The sequence below is a fragment of the Winogradskyella sp. genome (assembly GCF_028282165.1).
Classification (GTDB): domain Bacteria; phylum Bacteroidota; class Bacteroidia; order Flavobacteriales; family Flavobacteriaceae; genus Winogradskyella.
Map to the genome: position 1 here is coordinate 119430 of NZ_JANQIM010000003.1, position 19297 is coordinate 138726.

14 protein-coding genes are annotated in these 19297 nt (G+C 34.7%); 7 read left to right on the plus strand and 7 right to left on the minus strand.

What is annotated here, in order from left to right; genetic code table 11:
- Positions 1-24: 24 nt before the first annotated feature.
- The 3 genes from Q0972_RS01015 to Q0972_RS01025 all read right to left on the minus strand — a co-directional run bounded on the left by Q0972_RS01015 (position 25) and on the right by Q0972_RS01025 (position 3642).
- Positions 25-1269, minus strand: coding sequence for a DUF885 family protein (locus tag Q0972_RS01015; RefSeq protein WP_299361453.1), 1245 nt, complete (start codon positions 1267-1269; stop codon positions 25-27).
- Between the two features lie 21 nt (positions 1270-1290).
- Positions 1291-2667, minus strand: coding sequence for a hypothetical protein (locus Q0972_RS01020; RefSeq protein ID WP_299361456.1), 1377 nt, complete (start codon positions 2665-2667; stop codon positions 1291-1293).
- Between the two features lie 102 nt (positions 2668-2769).
- On the minus strand, positions 2770-3642 hold the full coding sequence (locus tag Q0972_RS01025; RefSeq protein ID WP_299361459.1) for an AraC family transcriptional regulator: 873 nt from the start codon (positions 3640-3642) through the stop codon (positions 2770-2772).
- 187 nt (positions 3643-3829) lie between these two features.
- Between Q0972_RS01025 and Q0972_RS01030 the strand changes: the two genes are divergently transcribed.
- Positions 3830-5719 carry a serine hydrolase gene (locus Q0972_RS01030; RefSeq protein WP_299361462.1) on the plus strand — a complete coding sequence of 630 codons (1890 nt, stop codon included), beginning with the start codon at positions 3830-3832 and terminating at the stop codon, positions 5717-5719.
- 148 nt (positions 5720-5867) lie between these two features.
- On the opposite strand, the gene Q0972_RS01035 is transcribed toward Q0972_RS01030, so the two are convergent.
- The 3 genes from Q0972_RS01035 to Q0972_RS01045 all read right to left on the minus strand — a co-directional run bounded on the left by Q0972_RS01035 (position 5868) and on the right by Q0972_RS01045 (position 10133).
- Positions 5868-7016, minus strand: coding sequence for a TlpA disulfide reductase family protein (locus tag Q0972_RS01035; protein WP_299361465.1), 1149 nt, complete (start codon positions 7014-7016; stop codon positions 5868-5870).
- A gap of 241 nt (positions 7017-7257) precedes the next feature.
- Entirely contained in the window at positions 7258-8949 is a 1692-nt protein-coding gene (locus Q0972_RS01040; protein WP_299361468.1) for a tetratricopeptide repeat protein, read from the minus strand.
- A 74-nt stretch (positions 8950-9023) separates the two neighbouring features.
- Positions 9024-10133: an AraC family transcriptional regulator gene (locus tag Q0972_RS01045; protein WP_299361470.1), complete on the minus strand. Its 1110-nt coding sequence runs from the start codon at positions 10131-10133 to the stop codon at positions 9024-9026.
- A 282-nt stretch (positions 10134-10415) separates the two neighbouring features.
- Here Q0972_RS01045 and Q0972_RS01050 point away from each other — a divergent pair, with 282 nt between their 5' ends.
- A complete protein-coding gene (locus tag Q0972_RS01050; protein WP_299361472.1) occupies positions 10416-10856 on the plus strand; it encodes a hypothetical protein in 441 nt (146 codons plus the stop codon).
- Positions 10857-10914: 58 nt separating this feature from the next.
- Here the strand turns inward: Q0972_RS01050 and Q0972_RS01055 are convergent, their stop codons facing one another.
- Positions 10915-12435 (minus strand): serine hydrolase, encoded by a 1521-nt coding sequence (locus Q0972_RS01055; RefSeq protein WP_299361475.1) that lies wholly within the window; start codon positions 12433-12435, stop codon positions 10915-10917.
- Positions 12436-12858: 423 nt separating this feature from the next.
- On the opposite strand from Q0972_RS01055, the gene Q0972_RS01060 reads away from it, so the two are divergent.
- From Q0972_RS01060 to ilvC, 5 genes are all read left to right on the plus strand, one after another.
- The gene (locus Q0972_RS01060; RefSeq protein ID WP_299361478.1) at positions 12859-13752 is read left to right on the plus strand and encodes a branched-chain amino acid transaminase; all 894 of its coding nucleotides are present in this window, start codon (positions 12859-12861) and stop codon (positions 13750-13752) included.
- Positions 13749-15428 (plus strand): dihydroxy-acid dehydratase, encoded by a 1680-nt coding sequence (ilvD, locus tag Q0972_RS01065; protein WP_299361480.1) that lies wholly within the window; start codon positions 13749-13751, stop codon positions 15426-15428. The genes Q0972_RS01060 and ilvD overlap by 4 nt, the downstream gene beginning before the upstream one ends.
- Before the next feature lie 65 nt (positions 15429-15493).
- Positions 15494-17230 carry a biosynthetic-type acetolactate synthase large subunit gene (ilvB, locus tag Q0972_RS01070; protein ID WP_299361482.1) on the plus strand — a complete coding sequence of 579 codons (1737 nt, stop codon included), beginning with the start codon at positions 15494-15496 and terminating at the stop codon, positions 17228-17230.
- A 2-nt stretch (positions 17231-17232) separates the two neighbouring features.
- Positions 17233-17763: an acetolactate synthase small subunit gene (gene ilvN, locus Q0972_RS01075; RefSeq protein ID WP_299361484.1), complete on the plus strand. Its 531-nt coding sequence runs from the start codon at positions 17233-17235 to the stop codon at positions 17761-17763.
- A 13-nt stretch (positions 17764-17776) separates the two neighbouring features.
- The gene (gene ilvC, locus Q0972_RS01080) at positions 17777-19276 is read left to right on the plus strand and encodes a ketol-acid reductoisomerase (protein ID WP_299361487.1); all 1500 of its coding nucleotides are present in this window, start codon (positions 17777-17779) and stop codon (positions 19274-19276) included.
- Positions 19277-19297 lie beyond the last annotated feature (21 nt).

Below are 19297 nucleotides of genomic sequence, written 5' to 3' on the forward strand. Positions count from 1 at the left end.
CTTGAGTAGAATTCTTACCAAACCTTAGTTTAAGAGTTTTAACGGTATATCGCCCTTATCCAAAATCCTTTTATGAAAATCTAAATAGTTAAACCCTTTTTGCTTTTTACTAGAACTAAGAATTTGTTTTATTTTTTGTGAGCCATATTTATAAGTAATGGATTGCGCTGGCCAACGCTTTATTCTGTTAATCTCCCTATGGCCTATATCGTCTTTTCCTTCAATATGTTTTTGCCAAAACTCTAAGGCCTTCTCATCTGACCAGCCGTAATAATTCACACCAACATCAATACACATTCTTACGGATCTTATTAAGTCCCACTCCCACTTTCCGTACTCTTGAATAGGTGATGTATAAGCCCCAAATTCAATGAGTAAATCTTCAATATAAGTCGCCCAGCCTTCTATAAAACAAGGATACCAAAACAGTTCTTGCACAGGTGATCTATTCAGCATTTTGGTAACATTCATCTGATAATGATGTCCTGGAGAAGCTTCATGAACAAACATATTGGTCATTTGCCCATAAGTAATACCATTATAATAGAAGACATTCCTGTTATAATAAGCTGGGACATGCATCAATGAGGCTTGTTCATTTTTACTTATTGTAAGGCCTGGGATAGAATCTAGATAGGGGAATTTACCGGCGATAATGCTATCTATTTGGCTACCCATTCCCATAAAAGCTTTTTTTATTAGAACTGAATTCTCAACTAAATTAAGGCTATCATCGAAAAATGGCCGATTAGTCTGACTCTGTCTAATTCTTTGAAGGTTTTTTTTAACTCTTGTTATTTCTTTTTCGCCAAAGATGAAGATATCTCCTGGCTTTGCATCCATATCTACCCACTTTTTAAGAAAATACTTATACCATTCTGGACCATTTGGAATATGATATATTGATGTGGAATCTTTAATCGGAAGTCTTTCCCATTGCGTCTCTAGAGACAATCGCTCTAGATTTAGCTGAACTTCGTAATTAAGTAGTTGAAAATCCAATTTCTGATCATCCCTTAACAACGAGGTGTCAATTAGAAGGAGTTTTTCTCTAAATTTGTTGAAGAAGTCTGTTTGTGCATTTAAACTATTTTGGTCTTTTATATTGTTTAAATTACTCACAAAACTTAGTCCTGCACTTGGGATGTCTAGAGATTTATATCCTTCTATAAATTCCTGACATAATTCATCAAACGATTGACTCGTTGGTTTACAGTAAATAAACAAAACCAACAAAGCAAATACTGTAACGCAGACCTTATTCTCCATAATAGCACAAGACTATATTATTTACAAACTCAAAATCCAATTGTGAGTTATCTCAATAATATCCTTGTTAAAATTTATCTTAGCGTTTTGCCATGATTTTTTTTCGTTCAATACTTTTACATTGTCCTCAATGGATCCCACCTTTGATAGATGGTGGTTTGTTAATGGAATTAATTTATAATAACCATTTCCTGGAGAAACTTGGTTTATGGCATCGGCAATCGTCTTTACTGCCATTTCACCTCCAATTGCAGCAAGATCAGATTCTCCATACAAGGAAAGTGTGGGTGTCTTAATATCCTGAAACTCTTTTACTAAGTTCAATTTATTTAAAGAGCGTAAAAAAACGGGGGACCTCCCTAGCAAATATTTACCATCATAAGAAAACACACTAAACAAAAAATCCATATCCTCTTTTGGATAACGACTTATAATGTCTTCTAAGGCATCATCACTATAAAAAAGTTCATGTAAGGGCATTCGAAAGTCATCCATTTTTCCTTGTACATCGCCATAGGTTAAATCTTCAAGTAGCGGTAATTGAAGGGTAATGATATCGATCAGGTAATCATGCCAAGATTTAGCAACAAAGCCATAGCCTATTATTCCTTTAACGCCTATATCCCTGGCAATAAAAGGAGCGTGTGATGCTCCAAGAGAGTGCCCCCAAATATAGATTTCTTCATTATTGATGTGCTCTGTTTTTTTTAAGCGCTTCAATGCTTCCCTAAAACCGTTTATTTCAGTATTAACATCTACTTCAGTACACGTGAGGTTATTCTTTGAATCACCCATGCCAAGTTTCTCAACCCTGTATACTGCATATCCTTTTTGTACAAAACCATTTATAAGTTGATGAACCGAGCTATTATTAAACTGATTAACCTGTTCCATTGAAGCACAACTAAAGCCTTGCACATAAAAAATAACGGGTAAATTCTTGTTTGTTCTCTTCTTAGGGAGATATAATATACTTCTTAGTTTTCCTTCAAAATCGACACTATCATAAATTATGTCGGCATATTCGGATGTCTCTTTTGGAGTAGCCGTCAATACGCCCTTTAACTCTACGACTTTTCCATCTCTAAACACTTTGGCACTTATTTCGTCTCCGGCTCTATATTTGGATTTAACTTGATTATAAAAACCTTTAACAACACGAACTCCACCAATTTCGATTAGAATGTCATTCTCAAGAAATTTTAAATTCTCTCCAGATGCACCGGGAATTACTCTCTTTACATATGCTTTTGCGCTTCCGGTATAATTCAGTTGTTTAGATATTTGCTCAGTAAGCGGTTTAATGCTTAAGCCTAAGTTTGGCCTCCTTTGAAGTTCCTGAGAATTTAGGTTAAGGTTAAAAATTGCAATTGCAAAAAAGAATAAATAATACTTCATGTCTGATGGTCTTGTAAAATGAAGTTGTTAAGTTGATGATTTAGAAGAAGTATAACCTTTCAAAAATTGCTAATTTTAGTTTATACGCAATAAAAAACACTATCAACTGAATTGCTTAAGAGCCTTTTGGTTTAAAACCGTTGAAAAATTGTATCCCAGATTCTTTTTGAAGTTTCTTGTTAAATTCCGACGATCTCCAAATCCAGAGGCAACTGCAACTTCATCAAGTGACATTTTATCGATGTTGATTAAATCCACAGCTTTATTCAATCTCAAACTTGTTAAATAATTATATGGGGTTTTACCATAGACTGTTTTGAATGTTCTAATTAAATGAAATTTTGAAATGTTTGCGTTTTCGCTAATCATCTCTATATTGATATCGCCCGTAAAATTGTCGTTCATATAAGCTTTTGCGGAAATTAACCTGGAATGTAGTTCTTGTTTGGTAGAGGCTTTGGTAACACTCAAAGAATTCATGGTTTCATTGACCCCTATTTGATGTTTTATCAATTCGAAAGCCAGTTCAAAATACATCTCTTCATTTGGAATCACATCTCGACTAACAATTTGCGCAAGGGTTTTTGATAGGGAGTCGCTCTTCATTGTATATTTTCCATGATATAGATTGAGCTCAAGCCGATCTATCGATTCCTTAAAGTAATTCTTTTTTGTAATATCATTATAAATCTCATTAACCAAGCATCTGTCTAGATAGATACATTTTCCTATAATGTCTTTTTTTGATCGGATCGCCAATTCTACGGATTGATTCTGATTTACAATTAAAAATTCTCCGGGTTTCACCTTGTATGAATAATTATCAACCTTATACCTTTCCTCTCCATCTATTGGAATTTTTATGGAATAGGTTGAGTTATCTACCGAAAAAAAGATCTCCCGAAGTCTTGATGTAATCAAATGGTTACCAGCACAATTCAGCTTTCGGATCTTTTCAATATCTACTTCTTCCATGATTTTAAGCTTTTCATATTGACTCTTTTTTTTTCGGAAAGGTTACAATTGAGACGAAATATTTTAATTCTACATTAGAAATACTGAAGTATCTATAAAAAACAAATGAAGATAATTGTATAATTAGCAATAATTGTCATGTAAAATTATATCGACTGAATATAATTTGCACTATAAATAAAAGATTATGAAATCAACAAGCTCCCTTCTTCAACTAAACAATAGAAAATCTGTCTTATCATTATCTATAACCCTAATTTTTTCAATTTTTTTTGTTTGTAGTGCCCAGAATAATAACTCTTTGGAAAAATCGATTCAAGACCTCGTTGAATCATTATCCGAACAAAACAAATTCTCTGGCTGTATCATTCTCAGCGATGGCCATTCAAATAAAATCATCGAGAAGTGTGTTGGATATAACTCCATAAAAAATGATTTTGAAAACACACCAGAAACTAAGTTTTCACTGGCTTCAGTAGGAAAGCTGTTCACTATTCTATCAATCATTCAGTTGATTGAAAAAGGCAAAATCAATTATAACGATAAGCTTAGTGATTTTAATTTTGAATTTAATGACCCTAGAGCTAAGGAAATTACAATACACCAACTATTATCGCACACTTCTGGGTTTGGTCATTATTGGGATAATCCCCAATTCTTGAAAATGCAGAAAACGTTAGATGAGATTAATGAATATATGACGTTTATTAAAGAAACAGAACTACTATTTGACCCTGGCACCCAATATAATTATAGTAATGAGGGTTATATTATTTTGGGTTCAATTATTGAGCAAGTTACTGGGACAGATTATTATTCTCATGTAGAGAATAATGTATTCCAACCCTTGTCCATGCACAATTCTGGACACCCATATAAGAATCAAAGGGATAATTCATATGCTACAGGTATTGTCTTTAATTCGGAAGGAACACCATTACCACCTGCCTCCGATTTGTCACAAAGAGGAGCCTCGGATGGAGGTGGCTATTCTACCGTTAGAGATATGAGCAACTTAATGAATGCTGTTTTTAATGGGGATTTTATTGACGAAAAAGCTTTGTCCCTGATGACAAGTAATTTTGAGTCTGACGAAATCAACAAGGAATCCATTGTTTTTGATTTTAATGGGGCTTCTCCTGGGGTGAGCACAATTGTTGGCTATCATGGGCCTTCGGGCCTGAATGTTGTTGTTCTATCAAATTTTGATTCTCCTGCTTCCGAAACTGTAGTTCTTGGCATAATGGATATGTTAATGCAACAAACTTTACCAGAAGAAGAAATAAAAGAAAACTCATCAAGTTATATCGAAGGAATTATTCTAGATTCCAATAATCAACCTATTCCCTATGTCAACATTGGAATTATTGATAAATATTTTGGTACATCTTCAGACGAAAATGGTCATTTCTCAATTGAGATTCCAGAAAAATATTTAGATCAGATTCTTACCATTTCGGCTTTAGGTCACAAAAATACCGAAGTTAAAATAAAGGAAAATTTAAATACAGAAATAAAGGTCGTATTGAATGAGGATGTTGAGACACTATCTACTGTTTTTATTTCTACCAAAAAACCAAAAAGATTTAAGAATGGAAATTCTTCATTAGCGCTTATCCCACAAGGCGCTTATATTGGCAGTAAAATCCCAGGGGCTTCTTTAACAAAAATGATAACCGCCAAAAAGAACGGCAAGATCGAAAAACTGGTTGTTCATGTTCAGGGAAATAAATTAAACCAAGATTTTATACTGCGTGCCAGAATATTAGAATCTAACAAACAACAGCCAGGAAAGGATTTATTGACTAGCTCGGTTATTCAAAAATCCAACATTAAAAAAGGATGGCTAGAATTCGATCTATCAGAATTTAATTTATCCATAGATAAAAATAAAGAATACTTTATCGGTGTAGAATGGATCGATAAGAACAAGTCCGTTGAAAAGCCACGCGATGCATTTCCGAGAGTCTCTTACGACAATAAAAAATCTACCAGCTATGCAAAAAAAGGTGGGTTAGAACGTTGGAATAGTATCGATATTAATCCCAATTTTTACCTCGTCGTTATAGAACGATAAAACTCCCAGAAACTGTCCTTGATAATACATTGTTTGTTTCTTTATCAAAAAAAACCAGGTGTTTAATAAAACAATATGGCAATACATTTTTTTAACTTGTTTAACTATTAAGACGGACTAACCGTAAATAGAACAAACTGCTAAAAACTTAATTTGAAATTATCGCTTTAATCTTTTCAAAATCAGTTAATGGATTACCCTTAAAAAGTATGTTATTTTCTGAATCTACCACTATTGCTCGAGGGTAAGAGCCACCACTATTAAGTATAGACAGAATTTTCTTGGTTGCATAACCATGATTCCAATTCATGCTTTTCTTCTTAATTACCCCCTTAAGTTTTTCAATATTTCGATCATGAGCATTTAATGAAATGATATTCAAATGATCTTTAGAATAGCCCTTCTTTAAAGTCTTGATTTTTTCCGTGGCTTCCATGCAGGGTACACACCAAGTTCCCCAGAATTCGATAATTAAAAATTTAGTGTTCTTGTTAGAGTTGTATATTGAGTTAATATTGTCATCAAATACGTTTCGGAAATAAAGATTTGGTATTTTCTCTCCGATCTTAATAGCATTGCTATCATAGTCTATATTCTGCTCTATTGGCGCATATTTGGTTTTGATATCTACAATTGTATGTCTTTTTATAACCTTATTGAAGTCTTGCTCTTTCAATGGTTCCATAACTACCAATTCACTAGTAATAATTCTGCCATCTTTTATATATCGAATTTGCTTATTCACTATATTGTCCTTAAACAAAAAGCCTGCGTATTTATTAATTAAAAAACCTGTGTTCCTTGGATATTCTAATCCTCTGGGAGTATCTACAAGCCATATTTTATTCCATCCGTGGCTGGCCTTCGAAATCCATGCTAAAGATGTATTATTCGCAATAACAGTATCTTCATTTTTTATTCTGGTATATGAATCAAAATCTGAATAGGATGTGTGATTAGATGAACTATTTAATTCTTTGATTCTTCCAGTAACAGCATTAATTTCTTTTACACTATCTGCTGTAATAAGATACATTGAAGTTAACTCAGTTTTCTTTTCTAAGTATTTGCAGATCAATATGGAGTCCTTCTTAATATGAAATTTTACCGAAACTGGCGCCATATACATTCTTAGAACATCTGGACTCATAAACTCATAAGATTTGTAGAACTTAATGCTATCGGCTTCGCTAGTAAAACTTAAGGCATTAGAAAAAGTTAGGGTTTTCCCTCTAACCTCTTGACAGTGGGCATAATTAACCAATAATAAAGCCAATAATACGTATAGCGCTTTCATAGTTTAAGAGTTTTGGAAAATATACTGTTATTAAAAGTCCAACCCAATTCAAAAATTGCTTATTTACCCATAGGAATGAACAAAAATCGGGAACTCAATTACATCTTATACTTTAATGTTAAGATTGGAATTCTTCTGTAAGCTTTAAGGAGGTAAATCTTACCAATCCTTAAAAAGGAATGAATATGAACACAACCAAAATCCCTGAAAAAAATGATTCAAACCCAACCATGGCTAAATCTTATTGACCACTAACTATGTCTAGAATGGTTTCTACACAAGGATCTTGACCAGACCTGTATTGATTTGAACTTAATGACGTTAAAATTTCAGGAGCGATCCAATTTCTTGTATCATAACTAATATGGCTCTGCCAATATTTCGAAGAAGCCGAAGTAATTAGACCAGAATAAGGCAAAACAATTTGATTATCATCACCAATCATATTTGGGCTTCCTCCAGTAGGCTCGCCAATAAATACGGTTTCAGTGTACTCATCTAATTGAGTGGCAAGTAACATTGCTGCAGAGAATGTTTTTCTACCAATTATCGTAAAGAATTTACCCCTTTGGTTTATTTTTTCACACTTAATAATTTGTGTCAAGAAATCTCTGTTTAATAATCCATTACCTCCATTATTCAATCTTAAATCCAAAATAAAAGCAGAGATGTCGTTGGTACTTATGTAATCTGTTATCTCCTTACCAAACTGTTTTAAAGTTTTATTGCCTCCGTTTCTAATTTCATTAACCTGTGCATAAAGGACTTTTGAATCTTGAATTTGCTGAAACCAGAACTTTTTATTGGTGTTTTTCAAATACATTGGTCCATTATCAGAAGCATCTAACATTGAAGTCCATCCCGCTAAAACAGATTTTGACATTACAATCTGTGGATTGAAGGGCTGACTAGATATATTTTTTGATACTATTTGACCCTGATTGTTTTCAAATGTTATTTCGAGGTTATCTATATTGTCAGTGAAACCGTAGTACTTTAAAACCTCTGGTAATGTTAAATAGAATAAAGCCGTCCAATCAGAGATAATTATGTTTTCGGGATTAGAGACACGCTTCACTTTTTTAAGTATCTCCTCTATTGGTTTATTATTTATGGATATTATTTTATTTCCTACCATGTCTGAATATTGATCTAAGGCGGATTTAATATAAATACCATCATTAAATCTGTAAAATTCAACTGGGAGCTGATTAAATTGATTAATTCCCGAAAAAGGGGGAATAACATAAGAATGGCCTGCACCAATTGAGGCCACAATCTCCATAAGACGCACAATGATTTCAAAGTTTTCTAAATGGTCCACATTTCTCTTTAAATTATCAAACGAATTTTCCCAGTCGGCTTTATCAATTAGAGAGAATAGATCGTAATGTGTTATTTCAAACTTTCTCTTTAAATACGTTAAATCAGTACTCCATCCTTCTTCCCTAGATATATCACTGGGAATAAAAGGGCTCATTAACCTCTGAAAACCCTCCTCTGCTCTTATATTATCAAGATCAGTGTCTTCAGATAGCAATTCCTCTCGTCCTCTAAGCCCATTCTTTACGGCAAAATTCAACCAAGAAATCGCTTTTTTTCTTTCATTAAGTAAAGAATAATTACAGGCCATATTGTACGCTGATGTAGATAAATCATATCCAGTTTCTATAGCATTTTCATAGGCAATATTAGATGCATTGTAGTTTTTTAAATTATACTGAATCCTCCCCAGTTGAAACCAATATTCGCCATTGTAAGGATTAGCGATGGTAATTTTCTGATATTCAGATAAGGCATCTTGCCATTTTTGACCATTATAGGCCTGATTAGCTTTAACTAGATCTTCTATGGATTGAGCATTTGTCTTAAATGACAGTGCAAAGATTATTAATACTATCCGAAGTGATACGCGGAGATACTTTTTTTTCATATGTCTTGGATTTTATGATGTAAAAAAAAGACACAAAGAAGAAAGAGTCGTCTTGAAAGATATTTAAAGACCAATTAATGATCTAATGATGCATACTTTTTTTGATACTGCTTTGGTGTGATATCAGTAAATTTTTTGAAAGCTCTATTGAATACAGCTTTACTATTAAAACCAGCATCAAAAGCGATTGAAAGAATGGTTTGATTGCGATAACTTGGGTCAATAAGTCTCGATTGAACTTCTTTAACTCTATACGAATTGAGGAACTCCCTAAAGGTAAGGTTATAATGCTCGTTAATAATTTGAGAAAGATAATTAGACGATATATTTATGGTGTCCGCGAATTCTTGAAGCTTTAATTCACTATTAAGGTAGATTTTGTTTTTCTCAATTTCATTTTTGATCTTATCTAAGTAGATATCTTTGGTAGTGTAATCGAGATTAGAGTCTTGATATTTTTTACGAATACCTCGTATATGAAAAATATCGGAGTTTTTAATACTCATAAATGCAATAAAATAGAAAACAAACACAAGTCCCAAAGTTGGTAAATTGTCATCTAATATAGGCGGATAATCAATGTCTAAGTGTCCTAAGACGAAGACAAAAACACCTAAAAATAATACTGTTAGAAAAAGCAACATAAACACTCTTAACCAATTCAAAACGGACTTTTGTTCTCTACTTTGCGTCTTTGTACGGTTATATTTATTCAATAGAACTGTAAGGTAAATAGAGTATGTGATAAGATGAATGATCTTAAATGACCCTATAACACTTACATAAATAGGTGTTTCATCTTTAGACTCTTGAGAATCAAGGTGACTAATGCCAAACAAATCGCGTAAAATAAAATAAATGATTACGACCAGAAATGGGACATAATGAAGTAAATCGATCTTTTGCAAGCTAGTTTTAAAAAGTAATCCTTTAATGTAAAAGTACAGAACGGGACCGATTAATAAAGGTGTAGAAAATGAGAAATAGAATAAGAAATTATCGATTACAAACCAGGACTTTCGGTTTAATATTTGATGAATCAGCACAATGGCAAATAATACAATAAGGAGTATCAAATAATAATTATGCGTATTACTCTTTTTATTCGCAAACAGAATAGTTATGATCAAAAAAAAACCTTGGGCTAGCCCTAGGAAAAGAACAAAATCTATATAACTATCCATTTTTACTTTAACCTATAAATCTCAATAAAACTACAACAATATAAAATCTAAAATTGAGACCATCATCATAAATCATATATTCTTCTTTTAAAGTCGAATTTGGACAAATCTGTTTCTTAGCTTCTAATCCATATCTGTTCAACCTTAAACAACATACTGTTTTATCCTTAAACAACATCCTCTTTTATCTCCTTTCTTATAAGATCATTTGCAAAAACACATGCTTTGCAACATCTTTTTCAGAAATACGTCTTTAATCTATAATCCCAAAATTTTATCAAAATGAAAAAGCATGTTTTCTTAGTACTATTTTCTTTAAACACAATTATTTTGTTTTGCCAGACCAACCATCAACTTGAGTTGCTTAATAAATTCATCAATACCCATAACTCAGGTACAGATGAGGCCATTAGCACCTTTATAAAAAGCACATATCATCCATCATTACAAGATAAATTGAATTTAAAAGAACACATAAAATTTTACAAACACATTGTTACCGAGTTTGGCCCCCTTAACAGTCGAATCTATGAAGTCGTCGAAACAAAACCCACTAAACTAATTGTTAATCTAATTAAAACAGACAGGAGAATAACCGATAGATCAATAAACCCAACCGAAATATTAGTGGTTGAAATTGATACTCACCCCAAACAGCCTCAATACTTGAGTCGTGGATTAGGATTGGGGGCATTAGCTTGTACTAGAAGAAAAAATGAGTAACGTATTAATTGTTCTACATATAATCATTTTTATTTAGGAAATTAAAAAAAGTTTAGTGTTAGGATTTTTTGAGATTTTCTATTTTTTCATTCATCTCAACAATCCATTCTTTCACCCATTTCTTCCCTTTTTTTGAGTCATCCTCGTTTAATATCTTTATGGTCAATAAGTAATACTTAATGGCTTTCTCATTCATTCCCCTTTCCATATACGCCTCTGCCAAAACTTCCCAAGCACCGGCATTATTTGGCATAGCAATTGTTGCCAGATTTAAGAAGTCAAATGCGGTGTCATAATCTTCTTTTAACCAAAATGGCCATGCTACGCTATTGAACTCACTCAATGTAAAATAGAACTCCTCTTTCTGCTTCCTCATTTTATTCGCCATATCACTTAAGGCATCAAAACTCTTTGCGGTGTAATTTTTGGTTAATTGTTCAACACCAGACTTTTTTATTCTCTTTACCGATTCCCCTTTTAAAATGCTCTTAATCTGTTCGTTAATTTGACTGAGATAAGGAGTGCTGTAATTTGAAACGAGAAAGTAAGTAAAATCCTCATCAAGAGCAATCCTAAAAAAACAATTCTCACCTTCAGATCCGCCTCTATGGCCAATATTCTTCTTACCATTTGTACGTTCTAATTGCCATCCCTTTGAGTATGGGTGTAGTTTACCATTACTAGTTTTAGTTGGAGTTAGCATCTTTTTAGTTAGCTCGGAACTAAGAATTTTACTTCCTTTAATAGCAACTCCAAATTTCCATAAATCTAACATCGTTGAATTTAGACCTCCTGCGCCTTTTCTGTCTCTAAAGTAGGCATCAAGAAATGAATTATAATCTTCATGGTATTTTAATGGCACATAATCTCCCTTTTTTATCGACAATTTATGGCCTTTGGCCAAAGACAAATCCTTATCGTCAATATTAATGAGACGAGACGTATTCTGCATGTCTAAGGGTTTAAATAGGTGTTCTTCCAATAATTCATCGTATGTTTTATTCGAAGCTTTCTCGGCAATTCCTGCCAAGAACATATAGCCCGCATTACTATAAGAGAATTTTGTACCTGCTGGAAACTCTTGCTTTGGCTTAATCTTTTCGTATAAAGAGAATAGTTTGTCATTGGTCAATTGATTTGATTTGTCCCAATTATTTTTTATTAAATGATCATAATAAAAGGGAATGCCCGAAGTATGAGTTAATAAGTGATCGACAGTGATATCCGAATAAGGCAAATTAGGAAAGAAATCGATTAATTTAGAATCAAGCGACAAATATTCTAATTCAATCATTTTCATGATTAAGGTCGCAGTCAAAGTTTTATTAACAGAAGCTATTCCAAATTTAGCCGAAACTTCTAGGTTTTGTTGTAAAACAGCATCAGATTTTCCGAAGACTTCATTATATAATATTTTACGTTCTGTTCCAATCATAAATCCTCCATTAAACATTTCCCTTTCGTTAAGTTCGGACAAAAGATCGTTAATTCGATCAATTTTCTCCATTTGGTTTTCTTGACATGGACTTAGACCTACAAATAAAACCATGATTAATTGCAACAAGACTTCTTTTTTCATTTATATCAGATTTAATAAGACATAAAGAAAAACTAAATATGATTGTCAATAGGTCAAATATTGCTTAAGTCTAAAAAAACTTTGAAATTTTAATATAATCCAGCTGAATTGAGTTCAATTCAGAATTCGGATTGTACTTTAATGCTTTTCCAAAAAAGGAATTGCACTCTTACAGTCGCCCATGGATTTATAACACATGGACTTTACAATTAAGTAACCAATAACATTTTCAAAAAAATACCCAAAACAGCCTTTACCAAATAAAAAACACACTTTGGGTATTGTATTTAAAACAACCTATAGTGCTGATTATCATTATTTTAAATTATTTTTATTACAATTGATTTTAAGCTGCTTGTAAAAGTTGAAGTCAATAACCTATATCAATAAATTATTTTCGGTTGTACATAACTTACAATTACTATGTACTACAACGATAATAGCATCATATACCATAACGGTGAATATATACATCCAAAATGCGCGACGGGTGATATATACAGTCAAACCCTTCATTATGGAAATGGTGTGTTCGAAGGGATAAGATCTTATAAAACAAAAACAGGTACAAAAATCTTTAAGGCTGAAGCACACTATAAGCGTTTGCAATATGGAACTGAAGTTATGAATATCCCTTTTGAATATTCTATTGAAGAGCTTATCGATATTACGCATAAACTATTAGAGCTTAATAATTTCCAGGATGCTTATATAAGGCCAATAATAACTACAGGTGCTAATATGGGCTTGGGTTCTCCCACAGAATCAAGTTTAATTATACAATGTTGGGAATGGGGAAAACTAATGGGAGATAAACTCTTAAAGGTAAGGACATCGTCATTTCAAAGGCCTAATCCTAAGTCTTGTTTTGTAGATGCTAAAGTCACAGGGCATTATATCAATTCTATTTTGGCAAGAAATGAAGCTAATGCATCAGGCTATGACGAAGCTATACTATTGGATATGAATAACAATGTAGCCGAATGTTCTGGAGCAAATGTATTTATAGAAAAAGACGGTAAGTTATATACACCGCCTAAAGGACACATAATGCCAGGAATCACGCGTAGTACAATTATAGAACTTTGCAAAGAAGTTGGAATTTGTGTTGAAGAAAAGCACTTTTCACTCAATGAAATGAAGCAAGCAGACAATGCCTTTTTTACAGGTACAGCAGCAGAAGTTGTAGGCCTGAAATCAATAGATGACTACAACTTTCCAAAACCTTGGGAAAGTACTTTAGGTTATAAGTTAATGCATCTATACAAACAAGAAGTTCTAAGCGAACGTCTAACAAATTTTTCAAAAGCCGTATGAGTCAATTAAACAAATATAGCAAAACGGTTACCCAAGACCCTACACAACCCGCAGCACGAGCTATGTTACATGCCATTGGGCTAACCAAGGAGGATTTTAGTAAGCCAATTGTGGGAATAGCCAGTACAGGTTATGAAGGCAATCCTTGTAATATGCACCTTAACGATTTAGCCAAATTGGTAAAAGAAGGCACACAAAATGAAGATATCGTAGGCCTAATTTTTAATACTATTGGAGTAAGCGACGGTATTTCGATGGGAACACCAGGAATGCGCTATTCCCTACCATCTCGTGATATCATCGCAGATTCCATGGAAACCGTTGTACAAGCTATGAGTTATGACGGCTTAGTGACTGTGGTAGGCTGCGATAAAAACATGCCAGGTGCACTGTTAGCTATGATCCGTTTGAACCGTCCATCCATTTTAGTATATGGTGGCACGATAGACTCTGGCTGTCATAATGGAAAAAAATTAGATGTTGTTTCGGCTTTTGAAGCTTGGGGAAGTAAAGTCGCAGGAACCATGACCGAAAGCGAATATCAAAATATTGTAGAAAAAGCTTGTCCCGGAGCCGGTGCATGTGGTGGTATGTACACCGCTAACACCATGGCATCCTCAATAGAAGCCTTAGGTATGGCATTGCCATTCAATTCCTCCAATCCAGCATTAAGCGATGAGAAAAAACAAGAATCCATCCGTGCTGGTGAAGCCATGCGTACTTTACTCGAAAAAGACATTAAACCTTCAGATATTATAACAAGGAAATCACTAGAAAACGCTATCCGATTAGTGACTATCCTAGGAGGTTCTACAAACGCAGTCCTTCACTTTTTAGCGATCGCTAGAGCAGCACAAATCGATTTTACACTTAAGGATTTTCAAGATATAAGCAACAATACGCCATTTCTAGCGGACTTAAAACCTAGCGGAAAATACCTTATGGAAGATGTGCATGCCATTGGCGGTATCCCTGCGGTTCTTAAATACCTTCTTAAAAAAGGTTTACTTCATGGCGATTGTCTTACCGTAACAGGGAAGACTTTAGCTGAAAATTTATTGGATGTCGAAGATTTAACCGAAGGTCAGAATGTGATAAAACCTATTGAAAAACCAATCAAAATTTCAGGACATTTAAGAATGCTATATGGCAACTTAGCAACAGAAGGAAGTGTGGCTAAAATTACAGGGAAAGAAGGGCTAAGCTTTAAAGGGAAAGCCAAGGTTTTTGAAGGAGAATACGCCGCAAATGATGGTATAAGAGATGGAAAGGTAGAAAAGGGCGATGTGATCGTTATACGCTATGAAGGCCCTAAAGGCGGACCAGGGATGCCAGAAATGCTTAAGCCAACAGCTGCCATAATGGGAGCCGGATTGGGTAAAGATGTGGCACTAATTACAGATGGAAGGTTCTCTGGAGGAACACATGGTTTTGTTGTTGGGCATATTACACCAGAAGCACAAGAAGGTGGAACTATAGCTTTCGTAGAAGATGGTGATATCATTACCATTGATGCCGAAACCAATACTATTTCTGTTGAAGTTTCTGAAGAAGAATTGCAAAAAAGACGTCAAAACTGGAAAGCACCAGATTTAAAATTTGAACGTGGTGTTTTATATAAGTATGCAAAAACAGTATCCTCAGCATCCAAAGGCTGTGTTACAGATGAATTTTAAAACACACACAACTATTAGCACAATGTCATCCTGAGTCAGTCGAAGGATATCAAAACATAAGTGAGATGAAAGAAACTCAAACCATACAAAATCCAATTAAAAGTACAGCAACTAAAGAGCGCATCTCAGGAAGCGAGGCTATTGTAAGATGTTTACTCGAAGAAGGCGTAAAAGTACTTTACGGCTATCCAGGTGGCGCAATTATGCCTGTCTATGACGAGCTTTACAAATATCAAGGTAAAATCCACCATGTCCTTACCAGACACGAGCAAGGTGCAACGCATGCCGCTCAGGGTTATGCTAGAATTTCAGGTGATGTCGGTGTCGCTATGGCCACTTCTGGCCCTGGAGCCACCAACTTAATTACTGGTATTGCTGATGCGCAGATAGACTCTACACCTATGGTTTGTATCACTGGCCAGGTACCATCCCATCTATTGGGCAGTGACGCTTTTCAGGAGACAGATATCGTTGGCATTTCCACACCTATTACAAAATGGAATCATCAAATTACTGAAGCTTCGGAAATTCCAGAAGTTATGGCCAAGGCTTTTTACATCGCCAAAAGTGGTAGACCAGGGCCAGTACTTATTGATATTACTAAGGATGCACAGTTTGAGGAATTCGATTTTAAATATAAAAAATGTAATGGTATCAGAAGTTACAAACCTGTTCCAGAAACGGATATCACGTCTTTAAAAAAAGCAGCAGAACTCATCAACAAAGCAAAAAAGCCCTTAGTGGTTTGGGGACAGGGTGTTATTCTTGGCAAAGCAGAAGAAGAATTTAAAGCCGTTATTGAAAAGGCAGGTATTCCATCAGCTTGGACCATTTTAGGTGCTTCTGCCATTCCGACGGCCCATCCCTTAAATGTTGGCATGGTGGGTATGCACGGTAATTACGCACCTAATGTGTTAACTAATGAATGTGATGTTTTAATTGCCATTGGAATGCGATTCGATGACCGTGTTACTGGAAACCTCACCACCTATGCTAAGCAAGCTAAAGTGATTCATTTTGAAATCGACCCAGCCGAAGTAGATAAAAACGTAAAAACGGATGTTGCTGTTTTAGGTGATGCCAAACAAAGTTTGAAAGATCTGTTGCCATTGTTGAACGCGAATTCGCACCATGAATGGCATCAAAAGTTCAAAGATCTTTATAAAATAGAGTTTGAGAAAGTCATTAAAAACGATATACACCCAACCAAAGAAGGTTTAACCATGGGTGAAGTCTTAAAAGAGATAAATAAGCAAACTAAAGGTGAAGCTGCCATTGTGAGCGATGTTGGACAACATCAAATGATTGCTTGTCGCTATGCCGAATTCAATACCACAAAAAGCAATATTACTTCAGGGGGATTGGGCACGATGGGATTTGGCCTACCTGCGGCAATTGGTGCAAAAATGGCAGCACCAGAACGCGAAGTCATCTCCATTTGTGGTGATGGTGGCTATCAAATGACGATTCAGGAGCTGGGCACTATTTGCCAGCAAAAAGCTGCAGTAAAAGTCGTAGTGCTTAATAATGATTTCTTGGGTATGGTTAGACAGTGGCAACAGTTATTTTTTGATAAACGCTACGCATCAACCGAAATGACCAACCCAGATTTTGTAGCCATCGCCAAAGGCTACCATCTAAATGCCAAGCGTGTCACAAAACGTGAGGAGCTAGCGAGTGCTGTCGAAGAAATGATAGCAAGTAAAGAACCTTATTTCTTGGAAGTATGTGTTGAAAAAGAAGATAATGTGTTTCCGATGATACCATCAGGAGCATCAGTTTCAGATATAAGATTAGAGTAGTTATGGAAAAAGATATCAAACATTTTACAGTATCTATTTATACTGAAAACAATATCGGATTATTGAATAGGATTTCTGCAATTTTCCAGCGCAGACATATCAATATAGAAAGTTTAAATACCTCACGATCTGAAATTGAAGGTGTATCGAGGTTTACTTTGGTAGTAGATATTACTGAAGACCAGATGAAGAAAATCATCGGTCAACTAGAACGACAAGTCGAAGTAATTAAGGCCTACTATCATACAGATGAAGAGACTATTTATCAAATTTCGGCCATATTTAAAATTAAATCTGATTTGTTGTTCGAAGAACGTCAGATTCAAAACATCATTAAAGAAAGTAATGCAAGAATCGTTACCGTAAATAAGGAGTTCTTTGTACTTGAAAAATCAGGGAGAAAACAAGAAATCGATCTCTTACATAGGGAACTCAGTGCATTCGGCATCATGCAATTTGTGCGTTCTGGACGTATTGCCGTTACTAAAAGCGAAATGAAAATATCACAAATGCTTGAAGCATTTCAACACTAAAAATAAAACGGAAATGTCAAATTATTTCAACACATTATCATTAAGAGAACAGTTAGAACAATTGGGGAAATGTCGATTTATGGAAGCTTCAGAATTTGAAGATGGTGTAAAGGCATTAAAAGGAAAGAAAATTGTTATTGTAGGTTGTGGTGCTCAAGGCCTTAACCAAGGATTAAATATGAGAGATTCTGGATTAGATATTTCTTATGCCTTACGTCAGAAAGCCATTGATGAACAGAGAGCGTCTTACAAAAATGCAACCTCAAATGGATTTACGGTGGGCACCTATGATGAATTAATCCCAGATGCAGATTTAGTGTTAAACCTAACACCAGACAAGCAACATACCAACGTGATTAAGGCGGTAATGCCCTTAATGAAAAAGGGAGCTACTCTGAGTTACTCACACGGTTTTAATATTGTTGAAGAAGGCATGAAAATCCGTAATGACATCACCGTGATTATGGTGGCTCCTAAATGTCCAGGCACTGAAGTCCGTGAAGAGTACAAACGTGGTTTTGGGGTACCAACGCTTACAGCAGTTCACCCTGAAAATGATCCTGAAGGCAAAGGTTGGGAACAAGCTAAAGCCTATGCTGTGGCGACTGGAGGACATAGAGCTGGTGTTTTAGAATCCTCATTCATTGCAGAAGTCAAGTCCGACTTAATGGGAGAGCAAACTATTTTGTGTGGTTTATTGCAAACTGGTGCTATTTTGTCTTTTGATAAAATGGTTGAAGAAGGTATAGAACCGGGTTACGCTGCGAAATTAATTCAGTTTGGTTGGGAAACCATTACCGAAGCCTTAAAGCATGGTGGTATTACCAATATGATGGACAGACTTTCAAATCCTGCAAAAATTAAAGCCTTTGAACTGTCTGAAGAATTAAAAGGCATTATGCGTCCCCTTTTTGAAAAACATATGGATGATATTATCTCTGGTCATTTTTCAAAAACGATGATGGAAGATTGGGCCAATGACGATGTTAATCTTCTCACTTGGAGAGCAGCTACCGGTGAAACGGCGTTTGAAAAAACAGAATTAACTACAGATCACATCATTGAGCAAGAATACTTTGATCATGGTGTACTATTGGTCGCTTTTGTAAAATCTGGTGTTGAATTGGCCTTTGAAACCATGGTGAGTGCTGGCATCATAGAAGACTCTGCTTATTATGAATCCCTGCATGAACTACCATTAATCGCCAATACCATTGCCAGAAAAAAACTATTTGAAATGAACCGTGTGATTTCTGATACAGCAGAATATGGTTGTTATTTATTCGATCATGCATGCAAGCCTCTATTAAAAGATTTTATGGAGACTATTGATACTTCTGTCATTGGTAAACCATATGCGACATCCAATGGTGTTGATAATGTAGAACTTATTGCCATAAACGATGCTATAAGAAATCATCCTATTGAAACAGTAGGCCAACGTTTGCGTGCGGCTATGACAGCCATGAAAACCATTAAGAAAGCTAACGTCCAAGATTCTGTATTGGTATAAACAATTAACAACCTTAAGAGT